Source organism: Ectothiorhodospiraceae bacterium 2226, assembly GCA_013348725.1.
Taxonomy (GTDB): domain Bacteria; phylum Pseudomonadota; class Gammaproteobacteria.
Genome location: CP054689.1, coordinates 2,070,629 through 2,093,283 on the forward strand (window position 1 = coordinate 2,070,629; position 22,655 = coordinate 2,093,283).

Here is a 22,655-nt window from a genome sequence, read left to right on the forward strand (position 1 = left end):
CGATGGAAGTTTCCGCCAAGCTGCGCCACGCGCGCGTCTCGCCCCAGAAGGGGCGCCTGGTTGCGGACCAGATTCGCGGGTTGCCGGTCGAGCGTGCGCTGCAGACGCTGGGCTTCAGCCCTAAGAAAGCCGCCGGCATCGTGAAGAAGGTACTCGAGTCCGCCATTGCCAATGCCGAGCACAACGAAGGCATGGATGTCGATGAGCTGCGCGTCGCGAAGATCTGGGTCGACGAGGGCCCGGTCTTTAAGCGTATCGAGGCGCGCGCCAAGGGCCGTGCGAACCGCATCCTGAAGCGGACCAGCCACATCACGGTCACCGTGGCGGACAAGTAAGGAGTCGATTATGGGTCATAAAGTACACCCCACGGGTATTCGCCTCGGGATCGTCAAAGACTGGACCTCCAAGTGGTATGCCGACGGCGGCGCCTACGCGGACAATCTGAACACCGATCTCGCGGTGCGCGATTTCCTGAAGAAGCGCCTTGCGCAAGCCTCGGTGAGTCGCATTCAGATCGAGCGCCCGGCGCGTAACGCCCGGATCACGATCCACACGGCGCGTCCCGGCTTGGTGATCGGCAAGAAGGGCGAGGACATCGAGCGCCTGCGCAAAGAGGTCTCCGAGAAGATGGGCGTGCCGGTACACATCAACATCGAAGAGATCCGCAAGCCGGAACTCGACGCACAGTTGGTGGCCGAAAGCGTGGCTCAGCAGTTGGTGAAGCGCATCATGTTCCGCCGCGCCATGAAGCGCGCGCTGGGCAATTCCATGCGTCTTGGCGCCAAGGGTATCAAGATCCAGGTTTCCGGTCGTCTGAACGGCGCCGAGATCGCCCGCACCGAGTGGGTGCGTGAGGGGCGCGTGCCTCTGCACACCCTGCGGGCAGATGTCGATTACGGCTTTGCCGAGGCACGTACGACCTATGGCGTGATTGGCGTGAAGGTGTGGATCTTCAAGGGCGAGATTCTCGACCTGAGCGAAGGCCCCGGCGCCGGCGCCGAGCGCGCCGCGGCCGGTTAACGGGAGCAGAGGACCATGCTGCAGCCAAAACGAACGAAATTCCGCAAGCAGATGAAGGGCCGCAACCGCGGCTTGGCGCAGGCGGGCAACAAGGTGAGCTTCGGTGAGTTCGGTCTGAAGGCGACTACGCGTGGTCGCTTGACGGCGCGGCAGATCGAGGCCGCGCGTCGCACCATGACCCGTCACATCAAGCGTGGCGGAAAGGTGTGGATCCGCGTGTTCCCCGACAAGCCGATCTCGAAGAAGCCGCTTGAAGTGCGTATGGGTAAGGGCAAGGGTTCGGTCGAATATTGGGTCGCGCAGATCCAGCCGGGCCGAGTCCTTTATGAAATGGAAGGGGTGTCCGAGGAAGTGGCGCGCGAGGCGTTTCGCCTGGCTGCAGCCAAGCTTCCCGTACTGACCGCCTTCGTGACGCGGCAGGTGATGTGATGAAGGCGAGCGAAGCGAGAAACAAGACTGTGGACGAGCTGCGCGAGGAGCTGCTGAACCTGCGCCGCGAGCAGTTCAATCTGCGGATGCAGCAGGGCACCGGGCAGCTGGCGAAGCCGGCGCAGGTGAAGGTCGCGCGGCGCGCGATCGCGCGCATCAAGACGGTGCTCAACGAGATGGCGAAGGCGGGTAACAAGGCATGAGCGAGCAGGCCACACCGAAGCGCACGGTGACCGGACGGGTCATCAGCAACAAGGCGGACAAGACGGTGACCGTGCTGGTCGAGCGCCGGGTCCCGCATCCGATCTACGGTAAGTACGTCCGTCGCTCGACCAAGCTCCACGCGCACGACGAGCGCAACGAATGCGGTGAAGGGGACCTGGTGGCAATCGAGCAGTGTCGCCCGCTGAGCCGCACGAAGACCTGGCGTCTGGTCGAGGTGTTGGAGCGGTCGGTCGCCGAGTAACGGCCTGGTCCGAGGCCGCACTTGCGCCGCGGACCAGCACGCCGACCCGCGCAGGGTCGGAGAGATGTTCAACGCGGCGCAGCTGCCGATTTGGGGCTGTGCCGCGTGATGGTTTGATGATATGATCGTCCGTCTTTGCACCGCGACCCGGATACGGGCGGCGCGCCGAGGCGGGTCCGGGTGAGCTGGGAGATCAAGCAATGATTCAGATGCAGTCGACGCTCGACGTCGCCGACAACAGCGGGGCGCGCCGGGTGATGTGTATCAAGGTCCTCGGGGGCTCACACCGCCGCTATGCCGGGATCGGGGACATCATCAAGGTGAGCGTCAAGGAGGCCGCGCCGCGCGGCAAGGTCAAGAAGGGCGACGTGGTGAACGCCGTCGTGGTGCGTACCCGCAAGGGTGTGCGCCGCCCGGACGGTTCGCTGATCCGCTTCGACAAGAATGCCGCGGTGCTGCTCAACAACCAGCTCCAGCCGGTCGGTACCCGTATCTTCGGGCCCGTGACCCGCGAGCTGCGCAGCGAGCGCTTCATGAAGATCATCTCGCTCGCGCCTGAAGTGCTGTAGGCGGAGGACGTCATGCGCAAGATCAAGAGAGGCGACGAGATTATCGCCATCGCCGGTAAGGACAAGGGCAAGCGCGGCACCGTGCTGAAGGTCCTGGTCAACGACCGCGTGGTGGTGGAGAACATCAACGTCGCGAAGAAGCATCAAAAGCCGAACCCGCAGGCGGGCGTCGGCGGCGGGATCATCGAAAAGGAGATGCCGATTCACATCTCCAATGTGGCCCTGTACAACCCGGTGGCCGGCAAGGCCGACCGCGTGGGCTTCAAGATCCTGGAGGACGGACGCAAAGTGCGCGTCTACAAGTCCAACCAGGAAGTTGTGGACGTGTAAGGGCGGTATGGCCATGTCGAGACTGCAAGAACACTACCGGAACACGGTCGTCAAGAAGCTGATGGACCAGTTCGGTTACAAGTCGGTAATGGAAGTCCCCCGGATCACCAAGATTACGGTGAACATGGGCGTGGGCGAAGCCGTGGCCGACAAGAAGGTGCTGGAGCACGCCGTGAGTGACCTCACGCGCATCGTCGGCCAGAAGCCCATCGTGACCAAGGCGCGGAACTCGATCGCCGGGTTCAAGATTCGCGACGGCTGGCCCATCGGCTGCAAGGTCACGCTGCGTCGCGAGCGGATGTACGATTTTCTCGATCGTCTCGTCAGCATCGCGATCCCGCGCATTCGCGACTTCCGCGGGCTGAACCCGCGTTCGTTCGACGGGCGCGGCAACTACAGCATGGGCGTACGCGAGCAGATCATCTTCCCGGAAGTCGAGTACGACAAGATCGACGCGCTCCGCGGTATGGATATCACGCTCAGCACGACTGCCAAGACGGATGAAGAGGGGCGCGCCTTGCTGGCGGCGTTCAGCTTCCCGTTCCGGAACTAAAGGGGGCCCTTATGGCAAAGCTTTCCATGATCAACCGCGAGCATAAGCGCCAGCGTTGCGTCGAGAAGTTCGCCGCCAAACGCGCCATGCTCAAGGCCAAGCTGAAGGACCCCGCGACCAGCGATGAGGAGCGCGCGGAGCTGCAGGTGCAGTTCCAGAAGCTGCCACGCGACGCCAGTCCGACGCGCATGCGCAATCGCTGCCGTATCACCGGTCGGCCGCACGGCTTCTACCGCAAGTTCGGTCTGGCGCGCAACAAACTGCGCGAGGCAGCGATGCGCGGCGACGTGCCGGGTCTGCACAAAGCCAGCTGGTAGCGCTGGCAGTATTCGAACTGAAAGGAACCACCTGCAATGAGCATGACTGATCCGATCGCAGACATGTTGACCCGTATCCGTAACGGGTTGTCTGCCGGCAAGGCGGAGGTGCGTATGCCCTCTTCCAAGCTGAAGAAGGCGATCGCGAATGTGCTGAAGGACGAAGGCTACATTCACGATTTCGCCGTCCAGGATATCGATGGCAAGCCGCAGCTGACTGTCACCCTGAAGTACTACCAGGGCAAGCCGGTCATCGCCCGCATCGAGCGCGTGAGCCGTCCGGGTTTGCGCGTATACAAGGGCAAAGACGCGCTGCCTAAGGTCGACGGTGGCCTGGGTGTGGCGATTGTTTCCACGTCGGCCGGTCTGATGAGCGACCGGGCGGCGCGTACGGCAGGGCACGGCGGCGAAGTGCTGTGCTTCGTAGCCTAAGGCGGGTAAGCAAATGGCCAGAGTATTGAAGTACCCGGTCATCATCCCTAACGGCGTCGACGTCGGAGTGGATGGCCAGGCCGTGACGGTAAAGGGTAGCAAGGGCAGCATGGCGCACGAAGTGCACCGCGCCGTCGAAGTGCAGCGCGAAGATGCGCAGCTGCGGCTCGTGCCCCGCGAAGGGCACGCCAACGCGGTGGCGTTGGTCGGCACCACGCGCGCATTGCTGAACAACATGATCAAGGGCGTGACCGAGGGCTTCGAGAAGAAGCTTCAGCTGGTCGGCGTCGGCTATCGCGCGCAGGCGCAGGGCAAGGTGCTGAACCTGACCCTGGGGTTCTCGCATCCGGTGGCCTATCCGGTGCCGGAGGGTATCTCCATCGAGACCCCCAGCCAGACCGAGATCGTGGTAAAGGGTTCGGACCGGCAGAAGGTCGGGCAAGTGGCCGCGGAGATTCGCGCCTACCGGCCGCCGGAACCGTATAAGGGCAAGGGCGTGCGCTATGCGGATGAGGAAGTCGTCCGCAAAGAAGCCAAGAAGAAGTAGGGGTGGCGAACATGGACAAGAAGACGACTCGTTTGCGTCGTGCGCGCCGGGCGCGGGCCAAGATCCGCGAGCTCGGTATGTACCGCCTGTGCGTGCATCGCACCCCGCGGCACATTTACGCGCAGGTTATCGCCCCCGATGGCGAGAAGGTCGTGGCGGCTGCCTCGACGGTACAGACGGGTATCCGCGGCGACGTGAAGAGCACGGGCAACCGCGAAGCCGCCGCGCGCGTCGGTCGGGCCATCGCCGAAGCGGCTACGGCTGCCGGCGTCAGTCAAGTTGCGTTCGATCGCTCGGGTTTCCGCTATCACGGCCGTGTGCAGGCGCTGGCGGATGCCGCGCGCGAGCACGGTCTGCAGTTCTAAGGAGCCACACATGGCAGCAGCATTCGACAAGACGGCGAACGGTGATGGCCTGCTCGAGAAGCTGGTCGCCATCAATCGTGTGGCCAAGGTGGTCAAGGGCGGTCGGCAGTTCGGTTTTACCGCGCTGACCGTGGTTGGCGATGGCCAGGGCCGCGTAGGGATGGGGCGCGGTAAGGCGCGCGAAGTGCCGGTGGCGATCCAGAAGGCGATGGAAGATGCGCGCAAGAACATGCGCAAGATCAACCTTAACGGCGCCACGCTGCAGTACCCGCTGAACGGCCGCCACGGCGCGGCGAAGGTGTTCATGCAGCCTGCCTCCGAGGGTACCGGCATCATTGCCGGCGGCCCGATGCGCGCGGTATTCGAGGTGCTGGGCGTGCAGGACGTGCTCGCCAAGTGCATTGGTAGCAACAACCCGATCAACGTGGTGCGCGCGACCATGGAGGGGCTCACCAACATGACCTCGCCGCAGGAAGTCGCCGCCAAGCGCGGTAAGTCGGTCAAAGAGATTGTGGAGTAAATCATGGCGACCAACGGCACGCTGAAGGTGACCCTGGTGCGTAGCATGGCCGGCCGGCTGGCGGCGCATCGCGCCTGCGTGCGCGGGCTGGGCCTGCGCCGTATGCACCACACCGTCGAGGTACAGGACACCCCCGAGAACCGCGGCATGATCAATCGCGTCGCGTATATGCTGAAGGTGGAGGACAACAATGCGTCTTAACACCCTGAAGCCCGCACCAGGCGCCAAGCAGGCCCCGAAGCGGGTCGGGCGCGGGATCGGCTCCGGCCTCGGTAAGACCGGTGGTCGCGGCCACAAGGGCCAGAAGTCGCGTTCGGGCGGTTTCCACAAGGTCGGCTTCGAAGGCGGCCAGATGCCGCTGCAGCGCCGACTGCCGAAGATCGGGTTCCGTTCGCGGACGGCGCGCGACGTCGCCGAGGTCCGGTTGCACGAGCTGGAGAAGGTGGCGGAAGGTCAGATCGATCTGCTGGCGCTGAAGGCGGCCAACGTGATCACCGGCAACATCAAGCGCGCGAAGATCATTGCTTCGGGCGAGATCACGCGAGCGGTGACCGTGCGCGGGCTGGGCGTCACCAAGGGTGCGCGCGCGGCGATCGAAGCGGCCGGCGGAAAGATCGAGGACTAAGTGGCAACACCTAGATCGGCCATCGCCGGCGCCATGGGCGCCGGCAAGCTGACCGAGCTCAAGCAGCGCCTGTTGTTTGTGCTGGGTGCCATTCTGGTGTTCCGCATCGGTGCGCATGTGCCGGTCCCGGGCATCGATCCGCAGCAGCTCGCGTTCCTGTTCGAGCAGCAGCGCGGCACCATCCTGGACATGTTCAACATGTTCTCGGGCGGCGCGCTGGAGCGGCTGTCGATCTTCGCCATCGGCATCATGCCGTACATCTCGGCGGCGATTATCATGCAGCTGCTCACCAAGGTGCATCCGCGCCTCGAGCAGCTCAGTAAGGAAGGCGCCGCAGGGCGACGCAAGATCACACAGCTGACGCGCTACGGCACGTTGGTGTTGGCGACCTTTCAGGCGCTGGGTGTGTCGATCGCGCTGCAGCAGCAGCCTGGACTGGTGACGGTGCCGGGGATGTGGTTCAACTTCACCACGGTCGTAACCCTGGTGACGGGCACCATGTTCCTGATGTGGTTGGGCGAGCAGGTGACCGAGCGCGGTATCGGCAACGGTATCTCGATCATCATCTTTGCGGGCATCGTGGCGGGGCTTCCCTCGGCCATCGGTGGCACCCTGGAGCTCGGCCGCACCGGCGAACTCGGGCCGGCGTTCATTCTGCTGCTGTTCATCATGGCACTTGCCGTCACGGGCTTCGTGGTGTTCATGGAGCGCGGGCAGCGGCGCATCACGGTGAACTACGCCAAGCGCCAGCAAGGACGCAAGATGTACGCGGCGCAGAGCAGCCATTTGCCGCTCAAGGTGAACATGGCCGGCGTGATTCCGCCGATCTTCGCCTCGAGTATCATCCTGTTCCCGGCGACGCTGGGCGGATGGTTCGGCACCGGCGAGGGCATGGGCTGGCTGCAGGATCTGTCGGCGACGCTGTCGCCCGGGCAGCCGCTGTACGTGCTGTTGTACGCGGTGGCGATCATATTCTTCTGCTTCTTCTATACGGCGTTGATGTTCAACCCGAAGGAGACGGCGGACAACTTGAAGCGGTCGGGCGCGTTCATCCCCGGTATCCGTCCGGGGCAGCAGACGGCTAGCTACATCGACACCATACTGACGCGGCTCACGCTCGTCGGCGCGCTGTACATCACGGCGGTGGCGCTGTTGCCCGAGTTCTTGATCGTCTACTGGAACGTACCGTTCTATTTCGGTGGCACTTCGTTGCTGATCATCGTGATCGTGACGATGGATTTCATGGCCCAGGTGCAGGCGCATTTGATGTCGCACCAGTACGAGGGCCTGCTCAAGAAGGCCAACCTCAAGGGGCAGGGCCCCTCGGGCTTCATGCGGTAGCCGCTGCGCGCCGCTGATTGTGAACAACGGAGACTGGAAGAATGAAGGTTCGCGCGTCGGTGAAGCGGCTGTGCCGCAACTGCAAGGTGATCCGCCGCCACGGCGTCGTGCGGGTGATTTGCAAGGACGCCCGCCACAAGCAGCGCCAGGGTTGACCGGGCGCCGCGTCGCGGCTCTTGCAAGGTAGCCCTGCGAGCGATAGAATTGGCTGTTTTCGCAGGGCATGGCGGCTCAGGCCGCGGGTTTTGTTGAGGGAGTGCCTAGATGGCCCGTATTGCAGGCATAAACATTCCGGTGCAGAAGCACACGGTGATCGCGCTGACCTCGATCTACGGGATCGGGCGCACCCGCGCGCAGGAAATCTGCACCGCCGCGGGCGTGCAGCCCGACGCCAAGGTCAAGAATCTGACCGAGGCGGAGGTCGAATCCCTGCGCAGCGAGGTGGCCAAGTTCCAGATCGAAGGCGATCTGCGGCGCGAGGTTGCCATGAATATCAAGCGTTTGATGGACCTGGGCTGCTACCGCGGCTTGCGTCATCGGCGCGGTCTGCCCGTGCGCGGTCAGCGCACGCGCACCAACGCCCGCACCCGTAAGGGACCGCGGCGCGCCATCCGTAAGTAACCGAGCGGGTTCAGCATGGCTAAGGCAGCAACTCGGACGCGCAAGCGCGTCAAAAAGAACGTGGTTGACGGCGTCGCGCACGTACACGCGAGCTTCAACAACACGATCATCACCATCACCGATCGGCAGGGCAACACGCTGTGCTGGGCGACCTCCGGCGGCTCCGGCTTCCGCGGATCGCGCAAGAGCACCCCGTTCGCGGCCCAGGTCGCCGCCGAGAAGGCGGGTAGCGTGGCGCAGGAATACGGCGTGAAGAACGTCGAGGTGCTCATCAAGGGTCCCGGCCCTGGGCGCGAATCTGCGGTGCGCGCACTGAATAACCTCGGTTTCAAGATCACCAACATCACCGACGTGACGCCGATCCCCCATAACGGGTGCAGGCCGCCCAAGAAGCGTCGCGTTTAGGCCAGGAGGCTCGCTTTGGCTAAGTACATCGGTTCCAAGTGCCGCCTTTGCCGTCGGGAGGGCGAGAAGCTCTTCCTGAAGGGCGAAAAGTGCTATAGCAGCAAGTGCCCGGTCGAGGTGCGGCCGTTCCCGCCTGGCCAACACGGCCAGCGGCGCACGCGCCTGTCCGACTACGCGACGCAGTTGCGCGAGAAGCAGAAGCTGCGCCGCATCTATGGCGTGCTGGAGAAGCAGTTCCGTAGCTACTACGAGAATGCCGACCGCCTGCGTGGCTCGACGGGTGAGAACCTGCTGCAGCTGCTCGAGTCCCGGCTCGACAACGTCGTGTACCGTATGGGCTTCGCCGCTTCGCGTTCCGAGGCGCGCCAGCTGGTGCGCCACAACGGCATCACCGTCAACGGCCGGAAAATGAACATTCCGTCGTATCAGGTGAAGCCGGGCGATACCCTGGCGATGACCGAGAAGGCCGGTAACCAGCTGCGCATCAAGGCGGCGCTGGATCTCGCGCAGCAGCGCGGTACTGTGGCCTGGATCGACGTCGACGCGGACAAGAAGACCGGTGTCTACAAGACCCGTCCGGAGCGCAGCGAACTCCCGGCCGAGATCAACGAGCACCTGGTCGTCGAGTTGTACTCGAAGTAACCGGCGCCGCCACCAGGCTGTGCTGGCGCAGCGCGCGTCTAGGGATCAGATAGAGGGTTTTACATGCAGGGCTCAGTTTCCGACTTTTTGAAGCCGCGGCTCGTGGGCGTGCAACGCCTGAGCGAAACCCATGCACGCGTGACGCTCGAGCCGCTCGAGCGGGGATTCGGGCACACGCTGGGTAACGCGCTGCGCCGTATCCTGCTCTCTTCTATGTCCGGTGCCGCCGTGGTCGAGGCGGAGATCGAAGGCGTGCTGCACGAGTACACCGCGATGGAGGGTGTGCAGGAGGACGTGCTCGAGGTTCTGCTGAATCTCAAGGGCATCGCGATCCGTATGCACAACCGCGACGAGGCGGTGTTGCGGCTGTCCAAGAAGGGCCTCGGCCCGGTGACGGCCGGTGACATCACGCTGGACCATGATGTCGAGGTGGTGAACCCTGAGCACGTGATCGCTCACCTGACCAAGTCCGGCGAGCTGAAGATGTCCCTCAAGGTGACGCGCGGCCTAGGCTACGAGCCTGCCAGCCAGCGCATCAGTGAAGAGGAGAATACATCGATCGGCCGCCTGCAGCTCGACGCGAGCTTCAGCCCGGTGCGTCGCGTGGCCTACATTGTCGAGAGCGCGCGTGTCGAACAGCGCACCGACCTGGACAAGCTGATCATCGACCTGGAGACCAACGGCACGATCGATCCGGAGCAGGCCATCCGCCGCGCCGCGACGATTTTGCAGGATCAGCTCAGTGCGTTTGTCGACCTGCAGGGCAAGCAGGAGGCCAAGCCGGCCACCAGCGAACCCGCCGTGGATCCGGTGCTGACCCGTCCGGTCGACGATCTTGAGCTGACGGTGCGTTCGGCGAACTGTCTGAAGGCCGAGCACATTTTTTATATCGGTGATCTGGTGCAGCGTACCGAGGTCGAGTTGCTGAAGACGCCGAACCTGGGCAAGAAGTCGTTGACCGAGATCAAGGACGTGCTGGCCTCGCGCGGGCTGTCGCTGGGCATGCGCCTGGAGAACTGGCCGCCGCCGAATCTGGACGTCGATAACGAACAGGCCTCCGCCTGAGCGGACGCCTCGCGAGAACCTGAGGACGTATCATCATGCGCCATCGTAACGCCGGCCGTCAGTTGAGTCGGAACAGCAGCCACCGCAAGGCCATGTTCAAGAACATGACGGCATCGCTGTTCCATCATGAAGTGATTCGCACCACGCTGCCCAAGGCCAAGGAACTGCGTCGCGTCGCCGAGCCGCTGATCACCCTGGCGAAGGATGACAGCGTGTCGCACCGGCGCCTGGCGTTCGACCGGCTGCGCGATCGCGCCGTGGTGACCAAGCTGTTCAATGAGCTCGGCCCGCGCTACCAGGCCCGTCCCGGCGGGTATCTGCGCATCCTCAAGTGCGGGTTCCGTCCTGGGGACAACGCCCCCATGGCACTGGTCGAACTCGTCGACCGCCCGTTGGCCGAAGAGGGCGCGAGCGAGGAGGCGGCCGCCGAATAGGCAGCCGCAGCTCCCAGGCAGATCGAGAAACCGGGCCTCGCGCCCGGTTTTCTTTTGGCCGCGTGTTGCGAAGCGGCTCCGTCGTTTTGACGCATGCAGCGGAGTTGTTCGCTTGTATGTTGACACCGCGCGAGTATTAGGCGTAGCGTTCGCCCACGCGCTGCATGCCAGCGCGACAGGCCTCATGTGGTACTCCTAACAACAGAACAAGAGGGAGTTCTGCCATGCTCCGTAGCACGACGCGGGCCGCACTCGGTGCGGCACTCGCCTTTTGTTGTGCGCTTCCTGTAGCTGCCAGCAACCCAATCCCGGATTTCTACCGGGAGCCCGGCTTGTATCCTAACCGGGACTTCGTTAACCAGCATTTTCACGAGCACATTGACCCCTTCACCGGGGCGCTGCAATTCCACTACGTCGATGTGCATTTGCCGGGCAACGGCGGGTTCGATCGTGCTGCGGTCGTACAACAGCGCGAGCGTGGATGAGAATAATCCGCAGTCTTCTCGTACGCAGGGAGGGCTGGCGGGTTACGGGTGGACGGTCGCGCATCAAATCAGGACTTCTGCGTAAACCAGGACCACGGCAAGACCACGGACAACCCGGTCTTGGAGCTTCCAGATGGAAGTCGCCAACTTCTGACCTACACCGGTGCCACTACGCCACTGATGGTTTCCGCGCAGCGCTGGCGTGTGGACTGCCTGCCCAACAGTGGTGGCGTCATTGCCTATTCGCCCGATGGAATGCGCTACGAGATGACGCAACTCGTCAACCTAGGGGAAACCACCTTCGTTCCAGCTTGGTATACACGGAAGATCACTGATCCCAACGGCAACACCGCCACGGTCAATTACCTCTCGAACTCCAGTCCACAAATCCAGAGTGTCACGACTAGTGACGGCCGGTCCATCAGCTTCACCTACGCGGATAGCGGGCTGACGACGCGCCGCATCACCCGGATCAGCGCCAGTGGCGGGCAGGTGTATGAGTATAGCTACACGGCCCTAAGCGGTGTTACCGGCGTATTCTTGCTTACCGGCGTGAGGCGCCCAGATGGCACCAGTTGGGGGTACGCCTACAACACAGCGCTGTACACGACGGTTCCGGGGAAGTTCTCAATCAGCCGAGTGACCTATCCGCAGGGCGGCTCCATTAGTTACGAGTATGCTCACGTGTTCTTTGATCCGGCCAATTCCGCCTCGCGGACAGCGGCCGTCAGTCGCAAGGTTGCAAGCACCGGCGGTACGTGGACCTTCCAGTACGCGCCCGGCACCAACGGCGCGCTGGATACGACCACGGTGAATACCCCAGCCGGCCAGATTGTCTACCGGCATGTAGGTCCCCATGCCGTGAGCTACGGTTCGACTTGGATGGTCGGCCTGCTGATGTCGAAGCAGTACGCAAACCTCCAAACGGAAACGTATAGGTGGGCGAAGCAGCGACTTTCGTCTGAAACGTACTCGCGCCCGGGAGTCTTTTGGTCCAAGACAGACCCGAACGAGACAAATGCGCCTTTGCTTGCGGAAAAGGTGATTGGCCGTAATGGCGCGACGTACCGAACGACCTATAGCGATTTCGACGCCTACGGAAATCCTCGCACGATTTCTGAAGCGGGTCCGATGGGGGGAGCCGGACCACAAGCCGGACGTACTATGTCAACACGAGTCTCTGGATCGTCAAGCGTGTCCAGAACGAGACCGACGCCGGTGGCAGCACCACACGCACTTTCGACACGCGCGGCAACCTGACCTCGATAACGCGTGACGGTGTCCGTACAAGTTACACCTACGATGCGCAGGGAAACGTCGCTTCCGCGACCTTCCCACGCGGGCTGGTTCACACGTACAGCAACTACAGACGCGGTATTCCGCAGTACGAAGCGCAGCCGGCCGGAATCATAGTCAGCCGGCTCGTCAGCGATGCGGGAAACGTCAGATCTGAAACCAACGGCGAGGGTCGTACCACAAGCTTCGTGTACGACGGCCTAAACCGCATCGTGCAGGTCAATTATCCCAGCGGTAACCCCGTCACCGCATCCTACGGTGCCGCGAGCCGGACAGTAACCCGCGGGGCACTCACGGAAACCACGGCCTATGACGGGCTCGGTCGAACCACAAGCGTCACGCTGGGCGGCATCGCTCGCACTTATTCGCATGACGCGTTAGGGAGGCGGACCTTCGAGTCGAATCCTGGTGCGACGATCGGTATCAGCTACCAGTATGATTTGCTCGACCGGACTACGCGTATCACCTACCCGGACTCGACCTTCAAGGCTTACACGTATGGCGCGGGGACCGTCGCAGAGCGCAACGAGCGCGGGCATACCACCACCTACGCTTTTCGAGCATACGGCGATCCAGATACACAGTTCGTTGTGCGTGTGACCACGCCGGACACGGCGGCCAGTCTCAATCTAACGCGAAATGTTCGCGACTTGGTTACGTCCGTGTCGCAAGGCGGTACCTCGCGCAGTTTCGGGTATAACGCTAACTACTATCTTACCTCCGAGACACATCCCGAGACGGGTGCGACAACCTACGGCCGCGACGCCGCGGGGAACATGACTTCTCGCAGCGTGGGTGCGTCGGGCACCACGACCTACAGCTACGACGGGCAGAATCGGCTCACGTCGGTTACATACCCCGGTGCCACGCCTTCGGTGACCTACGCCTACAGCCGTACTCACAAGCTGCGTACGATCACCTCGTCTGCCGCGACACGCACCTACGGCTACGACCCGAACGACAACCTGATTAGCGAGTCGCTGTCGGTCGACGGTCTCGTCCTCACGGCAGGGTACACCTACAACGCCAACGACCAACTCAGTTCGATCACCTACCCCAGGTCTGGGCAAGTGGTGAGCTACGCGCCCAACGCCCTGGGGCGGCCGACCATGGTGTCCGGCTACGTCAACAGCATCACCTACTGGCCATCCGGGCAAATCCGGCAGATCAACTACGCCAACGGCACCAGCTCCACCTACAACCAGAACAGCCGCTTGTGGCCAAGCTCCTTCAGCATCCATCGCGGGGCGCTTGCGACGCCTTACATCAACAGCACCTACACCTACGACGGGGCGGGGAACCTGACCTCGGTCAGCGACAGCGTCGACGCCAGCTACAACCGTACCCTTGGCTATGACGCGCTGAACCGTCTCACCGTGGCAAACGGCCCCTGGGGAACCGGCGGCATCGCCTACACCGGAACCGGCAACGTGACCAGCCAGGTGTTCGGCGCGTGGAGTCTGCAGTACAGCTACAACGCCCAGAATCGCTTGAGCGGGGTGTCGGGCGCCCGCTCGGCCACCTATGGCTACGACGCCTATGGCAACGTCATCAGCGGCGGCGGCAACACCTACACCTATGACGGGGTGCCCAACCTGCGCTGCGTCAACTGCGGCAGCGCGACCAACCGCGTCGAGTACTTCTACGACGGCTTGTCGCAGCGGGTGATGGCGGTGCGCGGCAGCACCAAGACCTACGAGGTGCACAACGCCCAGGGGCTCACGCTGATCGAGTTCACGCCGAGCCAGCAGAACAAGCTCGTGGAGTACATCTACCTGGGCGGCAAGCGCATCGCCCAGCGCGTGTCCAACTGAGCGGGGGCGCTATGAAGAACAAACACCAAAACAGCGTCCTGAGCGCGGCTCTCCTGCTCCTCCTGCTGACCTTGATGGTGCCCAACTGGGTGCTCGCCAACACCATCACCTACTTCCACAACGACATCGCGGGCACCCCGCTGGCGGCCACCGACGCCTCCGGGAATGTGGTGTGGAAGGAGAGCTACCGACCCTACGGCGAGCGCATCGCCAAACAACCGGCCGCTACGGCGAGTAACGCCCTGTGGTTCGCCGGCAAGCCCCTGGAGGCGAGCACCGGCCTCAGCTACATGGGCGCGCGCTACTACGACCCGGTGCTGGGGCGCTTCATGGGTGTGGATCCCAAGGGCGTGGAACTGGGCAACGTCCACAGCTTCAACCGCTACGCCTACGCGAACAACAACCCCTACAAGTTCGTCGACCCGGACGGCCACAGCCCCATCGACGTGGTGTTTCTTGTCTATGATCTGGGTAAGCTGGGTGTGGCGGTCTACACCGGCCAGGGCATAGCCGAGGCGGCCGCCGACGTCGCCTTCAGCATCGTCGGCGTGGCGAGCCCGGTGCCGGGAACGGGCCAGGCGATCAAGGCGGCCCGGGCCGTTGAGCAGGGCGTGCAGGCTGCGCGGACGGTCAGCCACGGCGCTGGATCGACCGCAGTCGCTGGGGCAGGGAAGGGATCGGCTCAGGCCGCTGCTACAGGTGGGTTCAGAAAGCCTAGCGGAAGGACGATTGATAAGCCTGATGTTATCGCTGTCGATACGAAAGGTAACGCACTTCCCCTAAGGCGGGGCGAGTATCTCACTGGCTCAAAAGACGGACGTTGGATTCAGGTGCGCGACGCTGATGGCACTCCGACTGGCATGAGAATCGACGGGCCTCACAGCCCGAAGACACATAATGATCCGCGGGCGCTTCAGCCACATGCACATCGTCCAGGCGTAAAGAATGAGGACGGAACGCCGTGGCTTCCGGTGAATCAATGACTTTTAGTTGGGGGGATGCCGTGAAGCTGAAAGCATCAGCGGCGCAGGCTAAGTACGGGCTCAGGAGAGGTAGTGTGTGCGGCTTTCGGTCCGTTGAAGACCCTGATCTCGCGGAGAAACTCCAGGTTCCGTTGCGGACCGTCCTGGTCCTGGTGGAAGGAGATGATGGGAGTGCAGTGGAGATTCCAGAAGGCGAGCTTGAGCTGCTGTGATTATGCGAGTTAGCGTCGAAGGTAAAGCCGCAGGGTTCGGATTTGACGTGAGATGGCCCATTGGCGCGACGACGAACAACGAAACAAGAACGATATCCGCTAATGAGGGTGTGCTGAAGCATGTTGTTTGTTGAGCAGTCGGATCACGTTGCGAAGTGCGGCGTGTGTGCCCAGTGAGGCCGATTTCGTCATTAGGGCGGAGGAGACTTCTGTCTCGCGGGCGTGGGCAAGTCCGGAGTCGCAGTTGTTCAGCGCCTTAGTAGTTCGAGCGCTATCATGGGCCCATGATAGCCCTGTTCACCGACTTCGGCGTGGCGGGCCCCTACGTGGGGCAGGTCAAGGCCGTGCTCTATCAGCAGGCGCCGGGGGTGCCGGTGCTGGATCTGTTCGCGGACGCGCCTGCGTTCCGTCCGCGGGCGGCGGCGCATCTGCTGGCTGCGTACGCACCGGCGCTGCCGCTCGATGCGGTATTGCTGTGCGTGGTCGACCCGGGCGTGGGCGACCCGGGGCGTCGGGCGGTGGTGCTGCGCGCCGGGGGGCGTTGGTTCGTCGGCCCCGACAACGGCCTGTTCGACGTCGTGGCCGCGCGTGCGGGCCGCGCCGCCTGGTGGACCATCAACTGGCGCCCGGGCAAGCTCTCGGATTCGTTCCACGGGCGTGACCTGTTCGCGCCGGTTGCGGCGCTCCTCGCGCGCGGGGCGCCGCCGCCGGGCGAGGTACTGGAACGCACGGTGCCCGTCGAGGCGGGGGCGGACCTGTGGGAGGTGGTGTACGTCGACCACTATGGCAATGCCATCACCGGGATCCGCGCGCAAAGGTGCGCCGCAGGCGCGAGATTGCGGGTCGGCGGGCGTACGCTCTCGGGGGCGCGCACCTTCTGCGACGTGCCGGTGGGCGAGGCGTTCTGGTACGTCAACGCCAACGGGCTGGTCGAGATCGCGGTGAATCAGGGGTCGGCCGCCCGCGTGCTGGGGCTGGAGGTGGGGGCGCAGGTGGGGTTGATGGCCTAGCGACGGCGCGGCGTAGGGAGTCGTACCACGAGGGACCGGTGAGTGCGCACCGACGCACTAGCCGACCGTAGGAAATTAATCGCTGCGCCGGCGTAGCAGGGGCAGTTCGTGGCGGCGGGCGTTGGCGGCGAGAAAACTCGCGCGGCCGGGTTCGGTGCGTTCGAGGTCCTCGCGGCATTCGGAGGGCTCGCCGAGCACCGCGGCGAGGAACACCTCCAGCTCGCGCGGGTCCACCTTGATGCGCCCGAACGGGGTTTTGTCGCCGCGCGCCCAGAACAGCACGGGATCGAGGCGCAGGGCCTGCACCCGCGGGTCGGCGAACCAGGCCACCAGTTTCTGCTCCAAGGCGCTCATGAGCGCGCCTCGCGCAGCGGTTCTGCCGCCGCGTCCAGCACTTGGCGCAGGAACCGGCCGGTGTGGGAGGCGGGGTGGTCGGCGACCACCTCGGGGGTCCCCTCGCACACCAACTGCCCGCCGCCGTCGCCGCCTTCAGGTCCCATGTCGATGATCCAGTCGGCGGTCTTGATCACGTCGAGATTGTGTTCAATCACCACCACGGTGTTGCCGTGGTCGCGCAGCCGGTGCAGGATCGCGAGCAGCTGCTCTATGTCTTGGAAATGCAGGCCGGTGGTCGGCTCATCCAGGATGTAGAGCGTGTTGCCGGTGTCGCGCTTGGACAACTCGCGCGCGAGTTTCACGCGCTGCGCCTCGCCGCCGGACAGCGTGGTGGCGCTTTGCCCGAGGCGCACGTAGCCGAGGCCGACCTCATCCAGAGTCTCGAGCTTGCGCGCGATGACCGGCACTGCCGAGAAGAAGGCGCGCGCCTCCTCGACGGTCATGTCCAGCACCTGGTCGATGCTCTTGCCCTTGTAGTGAATCTCCAGGGTCTCGCGGTTGTAGCGGCGGCCCTTGCAGACATCGCAAGCGACGTAGACATCCGGCAGGAAGTGCATCTCGACCTTGATCAGCCCGTCGCCCTGGCAGGCTTCGCAGCGCCCGCCTTTGACGTTGAAGCTGAAGCGGCCCGGCCCGTAGCCGCGCGCACGTGATTCGGGTACCCCTGCGAACAACTCGCGGATGGGGGTGAACAGCCCGGTGTAGGTGGCCGGATTCGAGCGCGGCGTGCGCCCAATCGGGCTTTGGTCGATGTCGACCACCTTGTCGAAGTGCTGCAGGCCGGTGAGGGCGGCGCAAGGCGCGGGATTCTCGCTCGCCCCGTTCAGGGTGACCGCCGCATGGCGATACAAGGTGTCGTTGATCAGCGTGGACTTACCCGAACCCGACACGCCGGTCACGGCGGTCATCAGGCCGACGGGGATATCGACGTCGGTCCCCTTCAGGTTGTTGCCGCGCGCGCCGCGGATGCACAGCATGCGGGACGGATCGGGCGCGTGCCGCTGGTCGGGAACCGGGATGCGCCGCCGTCCGGACAGGTACTGCCCGGTGAGCGAGTTCGGGTGGCGCATGATCTGCGCGGGCGTGCCCTGCGCCACGATCTCGCCGCCGTGTACGCCCGCGCCGGGACCGATGTCGACCACCCAGTCGGCGCAGCGGATCGCGTCCTCGTCGTGTTCCACCACGATCACGGTGTTGCCGAGGTCGCGCAGATAGGTGAGGGTGTTCAGCAGGCGCTCGTTATCCCGTTGATGCAGTCCGATGGACGGCTCATCCAGGATGTACATCACGCCGACCAGGCCGGCGCCGATCTGGCTGGCCAGGCGTATGCGCTGCGCCTCGCCGCCCGAGAGGGTATCGGCGCTGCGCTCCAGGGTGAGGTAGTCCAGTCCCACGTTCACCAGGAAATCGAGTCGCTGGGCGATCTCCTTGACCACCTTCTGCGCGATCGCGCCGCGGCTGCCGGGCAGCTCCAGCTGAGCGAAAAAGGCCTGGGCGCGGCCGACCGGCAAGGCCGTGAGATCGGGCAGTGTGTGCTCGGCCACGAATACGTGGCGTGCCGCCTCGTTCAGACGCGCCCCGCCGCAGCTGGGGCAGCTGTGCTGATTGAAGAACTTGCCGAGTTCCTCGCGCACCACCATGGACGTGGTCTCCCGATGGCGGCGGGCGATGTTCGGGATGACGCCCTCGAACGGCGTCTCGCGTCGCTGCGGTTTGCCGTCCTCGCCGAGCTGGGTGAAGGCGATGCGCTCCTCTCCGCTGCCGTGCAACACGATCTCCTGTAGATGCGCGGGCAGTTCCTGCCAGGGCGTGTCGAGGTCGAAGCCGTAGTGGCGCGCGAGCGAGCTGAGGATGTGGAAGTAATAGGCATTGCGTCGATCCCAGCCGCGGATCGCCCCGCCGCCGAGCCCGATGTCGGGGTGCACCACCACGCGCGCCGGGTCGATGAACTGTGTGACGCCGAGGCCGTCACACTCGGGGCAGGCGCCGGCCGGGTTATTGAACGAGAACATGCGCGGCTCGAGCTCCGGCACGCTGAAGCCGCAGAGCGGGCAGGCGAACTTGGCGGAATAGACCAGGTCGTCCTGCGCTTCGTCCAGAAACGCGACGCGCGCCAGGCCGTCGCCAAGGTGCAAGGCGGTCTCGAAGGAGTCGGCCAGACGCTGGGCGAGGTCGGGGCGCACCTTGAAGCGGTCCACCACCACCTCGATGGTGTGCTTGCGCTTGGGGTCCAGCGGTTCGGCGCCGTCCAACTCGACGATGCGCCCGTCGACGCGCGCGCGCAGATAGCCCTGCGCGCGTAGTTCATCCAGCACCTCGCGGTGCTCGCCCTTGCGGTCGCTGATGAGCGGCGCGAGCAGGGCCAGGCGCGCACCGTCGGGTAGCGCGAGCGTCGCGTCCACCATCTGGCTCACGGTCTGGGCGGCGAGCACGGTGTCGTGGCGGGGGCAGCGCGGCTCGCCGGCGCGCGCGAACAGCAGGCGCAGGTAGTCGTAGATCTCGGTGATGGTGCCCACGGTGGAGCGCGGGTTGTGCGAGGTCGACTTCTGCTCGATGGAGATCGCCGGGGAGAGGCCCTCGATGTGGTCGACGTCGGGCTTCTCCATGATGGCCAGGAACTGGCGCGCGTAGGCGGACAGCGATTCGACGTAACGGCGCTGGCCCTCCGCATAGATCGTATCGAAGGCGAGCGACGATTTGCCCGAGCCCGATAGCCCGGTGATCACGATCAGTTTGTCGCGCGGCAACTCAAGATCGATGTTCTTGAGGTTGTGGGTGCGCGCCCCGCGGATGACGATGGTGTCCATGCGGTACCCGGCTCCAGAAGCAACCTGATAATATACGCCGCTTCGGCGAAGCCGCGCAAAACTACACCCCAATCCTCATGAGATCCCACGGCGGTTCCCCCGACAGCGACAGCATGAGCCCCTACGAACGCCGCGCCGCTCTCGGTCTGGGGGGTATTTACGCGCTGCGCATGCTGGGCCTGTTCCTGATCCTGCCGGTCTTCGCGCTCTACGCCGAAGACCTGCACGGCGTCACGCCGTTCCTGGTCGGTATGGCCATCGGCGTCTACGGCCTCACCCAGGCCGTGTTCCAGATCCCTTTCGGCCTGCTGTCGGATCGGGTGGGGCGCAAGCGCGTGATCGTGCTCGGGTTGTTGATTTTCGCGCTGGGCAGCGTGGTCGCCGCGCTGGCGGATACCATCTGGCTGGTGATCTTCGGCCGTGCCCTGCAGGGGGCGGGCGCGGTCGCCGCTGCGCTCATGGCGCTCGCCGCAGACCTCACCCGCGAGGAGCAGCGGGTGAAGGCGATGGCCATCATCGGCGCGAGTATCGGCACATCCTTCGCCGCGGCCATGGTGCTGGGGCCCGTGCTCGGCGCCTGGATCGGCGTGCAAGGGATCTTCTGGACGACCGCGGCGCTCGCGCTGCTCGGGATCGGGGTGCTCTACGTGGTGGTGCCCGCGCCCCCGGTATCGCGCGTGCACGCCGATGCGCAAACCGTCCCGGCCCAACTCGGCCAGGTGCTGCGCGCGCCCGAGCTGCTGCGCCTCGACGCCGGAATTCTGCTGCTGCACCTGATTCTCACCGCGAGCTTCGTGGTTATCCCGCTGGTGTTGCGTGACACCGTGGGCCTGCCCGCGGCGCAGCATTGGCAGGTGTACCTCGGGGTCATGGTGCTGTCGCTGGTGGCAATGGTGCCGTTCGTGATCGTCGCCGAGCGCAAGCGCCGGCTGAAACAGTTCTTCCTCGGCGCCATCGTGCTGCTCGGCGTGGCCCAGCTGGGGCTGGCGGTGATGCCGAGCACCTTGCTGACGATGTTCGTATTGCTGTGGCTGTTCTTCGCCGCCTTCAATTTGCTGGAAGCTTCCCTGCCCTCCTTGATCGCCAAGATCGCGCCGGCTCAGCACAAGGGGAGCGCGATGGGTGTGTACACGAGCTCGCAGTTCCTGGGGGCCTTTCTCGGCGGCGCGCTGGGCGGGTCGCTGTATGGCGCCGTGGGGGCGCAGGGTGTGTTCCTGGCCTGCGCGGGGCTGGCCTTGCTGTGGCTCGCGCTGGCCGCCGGCATGGCCGACCCGCGTTACCTATCCAGTCAGTTGCTGCGGGTCGGCGCGCTCAGCGATGCCGAGGCCGCGGCTCTGGTGAGGCGCCTGCGCGCGGTGGCGGGGGTCGCCGAGGCCGTGATCCCGCCCGGCGACGAGGTGGCGTACTTGAAAGTCGATCGTCATAGGCTCGATCAGCAGGCATTACAGCGGATAGCGTCGGAACGGGGCTGAGGCGGGATTGCCCGCACGCGCCGCCTCCGCTAGGCTAGCGTAGCTCGGCCCGCCTCGGCGGTGCCGAGCGCTGAGCCTTATCGGGCTCGCGACCCAGATTCAGGGCGGGCGTCACGACCCGCCGTCACGCTCCTCGGGAGGCCACTCATGGCACGCGGTATCAACAAAGTCATTCTCGTCGGCAATCTGGGGGCGGATCCGGAGACGCGCTACATGCCCAGCGGTGGTGCGGTCACCAACGTGCGCCTCGCCACCTCGGAGAGTTGGAAAGACAAGCAGACCGGCGAGCAGCAGGAGCGCACCGAGTGGCACCGCGTGGTGTTCTTCAACCGCCTGGCCGAGATTGCGGCCGAGTATCTGCGCAAGGGATCGCAGGTCTATATCGAAGGCAGCCTGCGCACGCGCAAGTGGCAGGATAACGACGGCAAGGACCGCTACAGCACCGAGATCGTCGCCAGCGAGATGCAGATGCTCGGTGGCCGTCAGGGCAGCGGTGGCGGTGGCGGTGGCTTCGGCGACGAGGGCGATTTCGGTGGCGGCCGCAGCAGCAGCAGCGGTCAGGGTCGGCGCGAGGCGCCCGCGGCCAGCAGCACGCCCGATTTCGACGACGACATCCCGTTCTAAGAACAGAATTGGCCGGCGCAGCCGGGGGAGGGCTCGGCCCCGCGGGGCCGAGCACAGTCCGCCCGAATCGCCGTTTCGGACACCCGGATTGAACCGCGCCATGGACGGCGCCGAGCCGCACCCATCCGGCGGCGGGCTCGCGCGCATCTAAACTGCGGTTGACACCTTGAACCCACAGCGTGCGTGCGGACGCTCCCGCGCGCCATGGAGTTGCTCATGTCCCCGTTGGTTTGGTTGTTGATGCTGGTCCTGATCGCGGCAGCCGGTGCGGCCGGCTACTACTTCGGTCGCACGAGTTCCGATCAGACGCGCCGGGTACAGCGCCTGGAGCAGGACCTGGAGCATGCGCAGGCCGATCTCGCCCGTTACCAGGAGGAGGTGACGCGCCATTTCGGCAAGACCGCTCACCTGTTCAACAACCTGACCTCCACCTACCGCACCCTGTACGAACACCTGGCCTTGGGTTCGCACATCCTGACCAAGGGCGACACGCCGCGCTTGGAGGGCGAGGTCCCCAAAGGGGAGTTGGCCGAAGAGCCTCTGGAGGCCGATGCCGAACGCCTGCCGCCTGAGCCTTGGGCGGATGGCGGGCGTGAGGGGATGGCCCCGGATGAGGCCGAGGCCGTCGAGCGTCCCCTCGAGAGCGAGGCGGTCGGGCAGGAGGCGCGGGACGCCGCACCGCCGCCCCCTGACACCGACGAGGTGGCGGCGCCCACGTCGCCCGCCGAGGAAGGCGAGGTGCCGCGTCCGGCGGATGCGAAGCCCGCCGAGCAGTCGGAGGAGTCGACAAGGCCCTCAGCCGCACAGCGAACCCCCTGACCGGCGAGCGAGACCCGCCACACCCTCCGGATCCAGCCGCGCGCGTACCCGCCGGA

31 protein-coding genes and 1 pseudogene are annotated in these 22,655 nt (G+C 64.7%); 30 read left to right on the forward strand and 2 right to left on the reverse strand.

Annotated elements, in window-relative coordinates:
* Positions 1-2: 2 nt before the first annotated feature.
* The 27 genes and pseudogenes from rplV (at position 3) to HUS23_10110 (ending at position 16,481) form a co-directional block, all read left to right on the forward strand.
* A complete protein-coding gene (gene rplV, locus HUS23_09980; GenBank protein ID QKT04117.1) occupies positions 3-335 on the forward strand; it encodes a 50S ribosomal protein L22 in 333 nt (110 codons plus the stop codon).
* Between the two features lie 10 nt (positions 336-345).
* Positions 346-1,020 (forward strand): 30S ribosomal protein S3, encoded by a 675-nt coding sequence (gene rpsC, locus HUS23_09985; GenBank protein ID QKT04118.1) that lies wholly within the window; start codon positions 346-348, stop codon positions 1,018-1,020.
* A gap of 15 nt (positions 1,021-1,035) precedes the next feature.
* The gene (gene rplP, locus HUS23_09990) at positions 1,036-1,449 is read left to right on the forward strand and encodes a 50S ribosomal protein L16 (protein ID QKT04119.1); all 414 of its coding nucleotides are present in this window, start codon (positions 1,036-1,038) and stop codon (positions 1,447-1,449) included.
* Positions 1,449-1,652 (forward strand): 50S ribosomal protein L29, encoded by a 204-nt coding sequence (gene rpmC, locus HUS23_09995; GenBank protein QKT04120.1) that lies wholly within the window; start codon positions 1,449-1,451, stop codon positions 1,650-1,652. Before rplP ends, rpmC begins: the two co-directional genes overlap by 1 nt.
* Entirely contained in the window at positions 1,649-1,915 is a 267-nt protein-coding gene (rpsQ, locus tag HUS23_10000) for a 30S ribosomal protein S17 (GenBank protein QKT04121.1), read from the forward strand. Before rpmC ends, rpsQ begins: the two co-directional genes overlap by 4 nt.
* 200 nt (positions 1,916-2,115) lie before the next feature.
* Positions 2,116-2,484, forward strand: coding sequence for a 50S ribosomal protein L14 (rplN, locus tag HUS23_10005; GenBank protein ID QKT04122.1), 369 nt, complete (start codon positions 2,116-2,118; stop codon positions 2,482-2,484).
* A gap of 12 nt (positions 2,485-2,496) precedes the next feature.
* Positions 2,497-2,814 carry a 50S ribosomal protein L24 gene (gene rplX / locus HUS23_10010; protein ID QKT04123.1) on the forward strand — a complete coding sequence of 106 codons (318 nt, stop codon included), beginning with the start codon at positions 2,497-2,499 and terminating at the stop codon, positions 2,812-2,814.
* A gap of 13 nt (positions 2,815-2,827) precedes the next feature.
* The gene (gene rplE, locus HUS23_10015) at positions 2,828-3,367 is read left to right on the forward strand and encodes a 50S ribosomal protein L5 (GenBank protein ID QKT04124.1); all 540 of its coding nucleotides are present in this window, start codon (positions 2,828-2,830) and stop codon (positions 3,365-3,367) included.
* 11 nt (positions 3,368-3,378) lie between these two features.
* Complete coding sequence (gene rpsN, locus HUS23_10020) at positions 3,379-3,684, forward strand: 30S ribosomal protein S14 (protein ID QKT04125.1); 306 nt, start codon at positions 3,379-3,381, stop codon at positions 3,682-3,684.
* Positions 3,685-3,720: 36 nt separating this feature from the next.
* Positions 3,721-4,116, forward strand: coding sequence for a 30S ribosomal protein S8 (gene rpsH / locus HUS23_10025; GenBank protein ID QKT04126.1), 396 nt, complete (start codon positions 3,721-3,723; stop codon positions 4,114-4,116).
* Positions 4,117-4,129: 13 nt separating this feature from the next.
* Positions 4,130-4,663: a 50S ribosomal protein L6 gene (rplF, locus tag HUS23_10030; GenBank protein ID QKT04127.1), complete on the forward strand. Its 534-nt coding sequence runs from the start codon at positions 4,130-4,132 to the stop codon at positions 4,661-4,663.
* Positions 4,664-4,674: 11 nt separating this feature from the next.
* Positions 4,675-5,028, forward strand: a complete 354-nt coding sequence (gene rplR, locus HUS23_10035) for a 50S ribosomal protein L18 (protein QKT04128.1) — start codon at positions 4,675-4,677, stop codon at positions 5,026-5,028.
* A 10-nt stretch (positions 5,029-5,038) separates the two neighbouring features.
* Entirely contained in the window at positions 5,039-5,548 is a 510-nt protein-coding gene (gene rpsE / locus HUS23_10040; protein ID QKT04129.1) for a 30S ribosomal protein S5, read from the forward strand.
* Positions 5,549-5,551: 3 nt separating this feature from the next.
* Positions 5,552-5,749 (forward strand): 50S ribosomal protein L30, encoded by a 198-nt coding sequence (gene rpmD / locus HUS23_10045; protein QKT04130.1) that lies wholly within the window; start codon positions 5,552-5,554, stop codon positions 5,747-5,749.
* On the forward strand, positions 5,739-6,173 hold the full coding sequence (gene rplO, locus HUS23_10050; protein ID QKT04131.1) for a 50S ribosomal protein L15: 435 nt from the start codon (positions 5,739-5,741) through the stop codon (positions 6,171-6,173). Before rpmD ends, rplO begins: the two co-directional genes overlap by 11 nt.
* Positions 6,174-6,206: 33 nt before the next feature.
* The gene (secY, locus tag HUS23_10055; protein ID QKT05035.1) at positions 6,207-7,514 is read left to right on the forward strand and encodes a preprotein translocase subunit SecY; all 1,308 of its coding nucleotides are present in this window, start codon (positions 6,207-6,209) and stop codon (positions 7,512-7,514) included.
* A 41-nt stretch (positions 7,515-7,555) separates the two neighbouring features.
* Positions 7,556-7,669 (forward strand): 50S ribosomal protein L36, encoded by a 114-nt coding sequence (rpmJ, locus tag HUS23_10060; GenBank protein QKT04132.1) that lies wholly within the window; start codon positions 7,556-7,558, stop codon positions 7,667-7,669.
* 109 nt (positions 7,670-7,778) lie between these two features.
* Positions 7,779-8,135 carry a 30S ribosomal protein S13 gene (gene rpsM / locus HUS23_10065; GenBank protein QKT04133.1) on the forward strand — a complete coding sequence of 119 codons (357 nt, stop codon included), beginning with the start codon at positions 7,779-7,781 and terminating at the stop codon, positions 8,133-8,135.
* Positions 8,136-8,150: 15 nt separating this feature from the next.
* Positions 8,151-8,540, forward strand: coding sequence for a 30S ribosomal protein S11 (gene rpsK / locus HUS23_10070; GenBank protein ID QKT04134.1), 390 nt, complete (start codon positions 8,151-8,153; stop codon positions 8,538-8,540).
* 15 nt (positions 8,541-8,555) lie between these two features.
* Positions 8,556-9,182, forward strand: coding sequence for a 30S ribosomal protein S4 (gene rpsD / locus HUS23_10075; protein QKT04135.1), 627 nt, complete (start codon positions 8,556-8,558; stop codon positions 9,180-9,182).
* A gap of 63 nt (positions 9,183-9,245) precedes the next feature.
* Entirely contained in the window at positions 9,246-10,247 is a 1,002-nt protein-coding gene (gene rpoA, locus HUS23_10080) for a DNA-directed RNA polymerase subunit alpha (GenBank protein QKT04136.1), read from the forward strand.
* Between the two features lie 35 nt (positions 10,248-10,282).
* Positions 10,283-10,681, forward strand: coding sequence for a 50S ribosomal protein L17 (gene rplQ / locus HUS23_10085; protein QKT04137.1), 399 nt, complete (start codon positions 10,283-10,285; stop codon positions 10,679-10,681).
* A 224-nt stretch (positions 10,682-10,905) separates the two neighbouring features.
* Positions 10,906-11,166 carry a hypothetical protein gene (locus tag HUS23_10090; protein ID QKT04138.1) on the forward strand — a complete coding sequence of 87 codons (261 nt, stop codon included), beginning with the start codon at positions 10,906-10,908 and terminating at the stop codon, positions 11,164-11,166.
* A gap of 48 nt (positions 11,167-11,214) precedes the next feature.
* The gene (locus tag HUS23_10095) at positions 11,215-12,426 is read left to right on the forward strand and encodes a hypothetical protein (protein ID QKT04139.1); all 1,212 of its coding nucleotides are present in this window, start codon (positions 11,215-11,217) and stop codon (positions 12,424-12,426) included.
* Positions 12,351-14,276, forward strand: coding sequence for an RHS repeat protein (locus HUS23_10100; protein ID QKT05036.1), 1,926 nt, complete (start codon positions 12,351-12,353; stop codon positions 14,274-14,276). The genes HUS23_10095 and HUS23_10100 overlap by 76 nt, the downstream gene beginning before the upstream one ends.
* Positions 14,277-14,350: 74 nt before the next feature.
* Positions 14,351-14,713, forward strand: a pseudogene (locus HUS23_10105) (RHS domain-containing protein).
* A 1,042-nt stretch (positions 14,714-15,755) separates the two neighbouring features.
* Positions 15,756-16,481: an SAM-dependent chlorinase/fluorinase gene (locus HUS23_10110; protein QKT04140.1), complete on the forward strand. Its 726-nt coding sequence runs from the start codon at positions 15,756-15,758 to the stop codon at positions 16,479-16,481.
* 75 nt (positions 16,482-16,556) lie between these two features.
* Here the strand turns inward: HUS23_10110 and HUS23_10115 are convergent, their stop codons facing one another.
* Positions 16,557-16,835 carry a hypothetical protein gene (locus tag HUS23_10115; protein ID QKT04141.1) on the reverse strand — a complete coding sequence of 93 codons (279 nt, stop codon included), beginning with the start codon at positions 16,833-16,835 and terminating at the stop codon, positions 16,557-16,559.
* Positions 16,832-19,684, reverse strand: coding sequence for an excinuclease ABC subunit UvrA (gene uvrA / locus HUS23_10120; GenBank protein QKT04142.1), 2,853 nt, complete (start codon positions 19,682-19,684; stop codon positions 16,832-16,834). The genes HUS23_10115 and uvrA overlap by 4 nt, the downstream gene beginning before the upstream one ends.
* Before the next feature lie 113 nt (positions 19,685-19,797).
* Here uvrA and HUS23_10125 point away from each other — a divergent pair, with 113 nt between their 5' ends.
* From HUS23_10125 to HUS23_10135, 3 genes are all read left to right on the forward strand, one after another.
* Positions 19,798-21,156: an MFS transporter gene (locus HUS23_10125; GenBank protein ID QKT04143.1), complete on the forward strand. Its 1,359-nt coding sequence runs from the start codon at positions 19,798-19,800 to the stop codon at positions 21,154-21,156.
* A gap of 147 nt (positions 21,157-21,303) precedes the next feature.
* On the forward strand, positions 21,304-21,780 hold the full coding sequence (gene ssb, locus HUS23_10130; GenBank protein ID QKT04144.1) for a single-stranded DNA-binding protein: 477 nt from the start codon (positions 21,304-21,306) through the stop codon (positions 21,778-21,780).
* 216 nt (positions 21,781-21,996) lie between these two features.
* Positions 21,997-22,599: a DUF1043 family protein gene (locus HUS23_10135; protein ID QKT04145.1), complete on the forward strand. Its 603-nt coding sequence runs from the start codon at positions 21,997-21,999 to the stop codon at positions 22,597-22,599.
* Positions 22,600-22,655 lie beyond the last annotated feature (56 nt).

Coding starts and splice junctions, on each gene's coding strand:
- rpsM (QKT04133.1), top strand. CDS start 7,779: ATGGCCCGTATTGCAGGCATAAACATTCCGGTGCAGAAGCACACGGTG.
- rplF (QKT04127.1), top strand. CDS start 4,130: ATGGCCAGAGTATTGAAGTACCCGGTCATCATCCCTAACGGCGTCGAC.
- HUS23_10125 (QKT04143.1), top strand. CDS start 19,798: ATGAGCCCCTACGAACGCCGCGCCGCTCTCGGTCTGGGGGGTATTTAC.
- rpsK (QKT04134.1), top strand. CDS start 8,151: ATGGCTAAGGCAGCAACTCGGACGCGCAAGCGCGTCAAAAAGAACGTG.
- rplN (QKT04122.1), top strand. CDS start 2,116: ATGATTCAGATGCAGTCGACGCTCGACGTCGCCGACAACAGCGGGGCG.
- HUS23_10090 (QKT04138.1), top strand. CDS start 10,906: ATGCTCCGTAGCACGACGCGGGCCGCACTCGGTGCGGCACTCGCCTTT.
- HUS23_10115 (QKT04141.1), bottom strand. CDS start 16,835: ATGAGCGCCTTGGAGCAGAAACTGGTGGCCTGGTTCGCCGACCCGCGG.
- uvrA (QKT04142.1), bottom strand. CDS start 19,684: ATGGACACCATCGTCATCCGCGGGGCGCGCACCCACAACCTCAAGAAC.
- rplV (QKT04117.1), top strand. CDS start 3: ATGGAAGTTTCCGCCAAGCTGCGCCACGCGCGCGTCTCGCCCCAGAAG.
- rpsE (QKT04129.1), top strand. CDS start 5,039: ATGGCAGCAGCATTCGACAAGACGGCGAACGGTGATGGCCTGCTCGAG.
- rpsQ (QKT04121.1), top strand. CDS start 1,649: ATGAGCGAGCAGGCCACACCGAAGCGCACGGTGACCGGACGGGTCATC.
- rplQ (QKT04137.1), top strand. CDS start 10,283: ATGCGCCATCGTAACGCCGGCCGTCAGTTGAGTCGGAACAGCAGCCAC.
- secY (QKT05035.1), top strand. CDS start 6,207: ATGGGCGCCGGCAAGCTGACCGAGCTCAAGCAGCGCCTGTTGTTTGTG.
- HUS23_10135 (QKT04145.1), top strand. CDS start 21,997: ATGTCCCCGTTGGTTTGGTTGTTGATGCTGGTCCTGATCGCGGCAGCC.
- rplP (QKT04119.1), top strand. CDS start 1,036: ATGCTGCAGCCAAAACGAACGAAATTCCGCAAGCAGATGAAGGGCCGC.
- rplR (QKT04128.1), top strand. CDS start 4,675: ATGGACAAGAAGACGACTCGTTTGCGTCGTGCGCGCCGGGCGCGGGCC.
- rplE (QKT04124.1), top strand. CDS start 2,828: ATGTCGAGACTGCAAGAACACTACCGGAACACGGTCGTCAAGAAGCTG.
- ssb (QKT04144.1), top strand. CDS start 21,304: ATGGCACGCGGTATCAACAAAGTCATTCTCGTCGGCAATCTGGGGGCG.
- rpmC (QKT04120.1), top strand. CDS start 1,449: ATGAAGGCGAGCGAAGCGAGAAACAAGACTGTGGACGAGCTGCGCGAG.
- rpmJ (QKT04132.1), top strand. CDS start 7,556: ATGAAGGTTCGCGCGTCGGTGAAGCGGCTGTGCCGCAACTGCAAGGTG.
- rpsN (QKT04125.1), top strand. CDS start 3,379: ATGGCAAAGCTTTCCATGATCAACCGCGAGCATAAGCGCCAGCGTTGC.
- rplO (QKT04131.1), top strand. CDS start 5,739: ATGCGTCTTAACACCCTGAAGCCCGCACCAGGCGCCAAGCAGGCCCCG.
- rpsC (QKT04118.1), top strand. CDS start 346: ATGGGTCATAAAGTACACCCCACGGGTATTCGCCTCGGGATCGTCAAA.
- rpsH (QKT04126.1), top strand. CDS start 3,721: ATGAGCATGACTGATCCGATCGCAGACATGTTGACCCGTATCCGTAAC.
- rpoA (QKT04136.1), top strand. CDS start 9,246: ATGCAGGGCTCAGTTTCCGACTTTTTGAAGCCGCGGCTCGTGGGCGTG.
- rpmD (QKT04130.1), top strand. CDS start 5,552: ATGGCGACCAACGGCACGCTGAAGGTGACCCTGGTGCGTAGCATGGCC.
- HUS23_10110 (QKT04140.1), top strand. CDS start 15,756: ATGATAGCCCTGTTCACCGACTTCGGCGTGGCGGGCCCCTACGTGGGG.
- rplX (QKT04123.1), top strand. CDS start 2,497: ATGCGCAAGATCAAGAGAGGCGACGAGATTATCGCCATCGCCGGTAAG.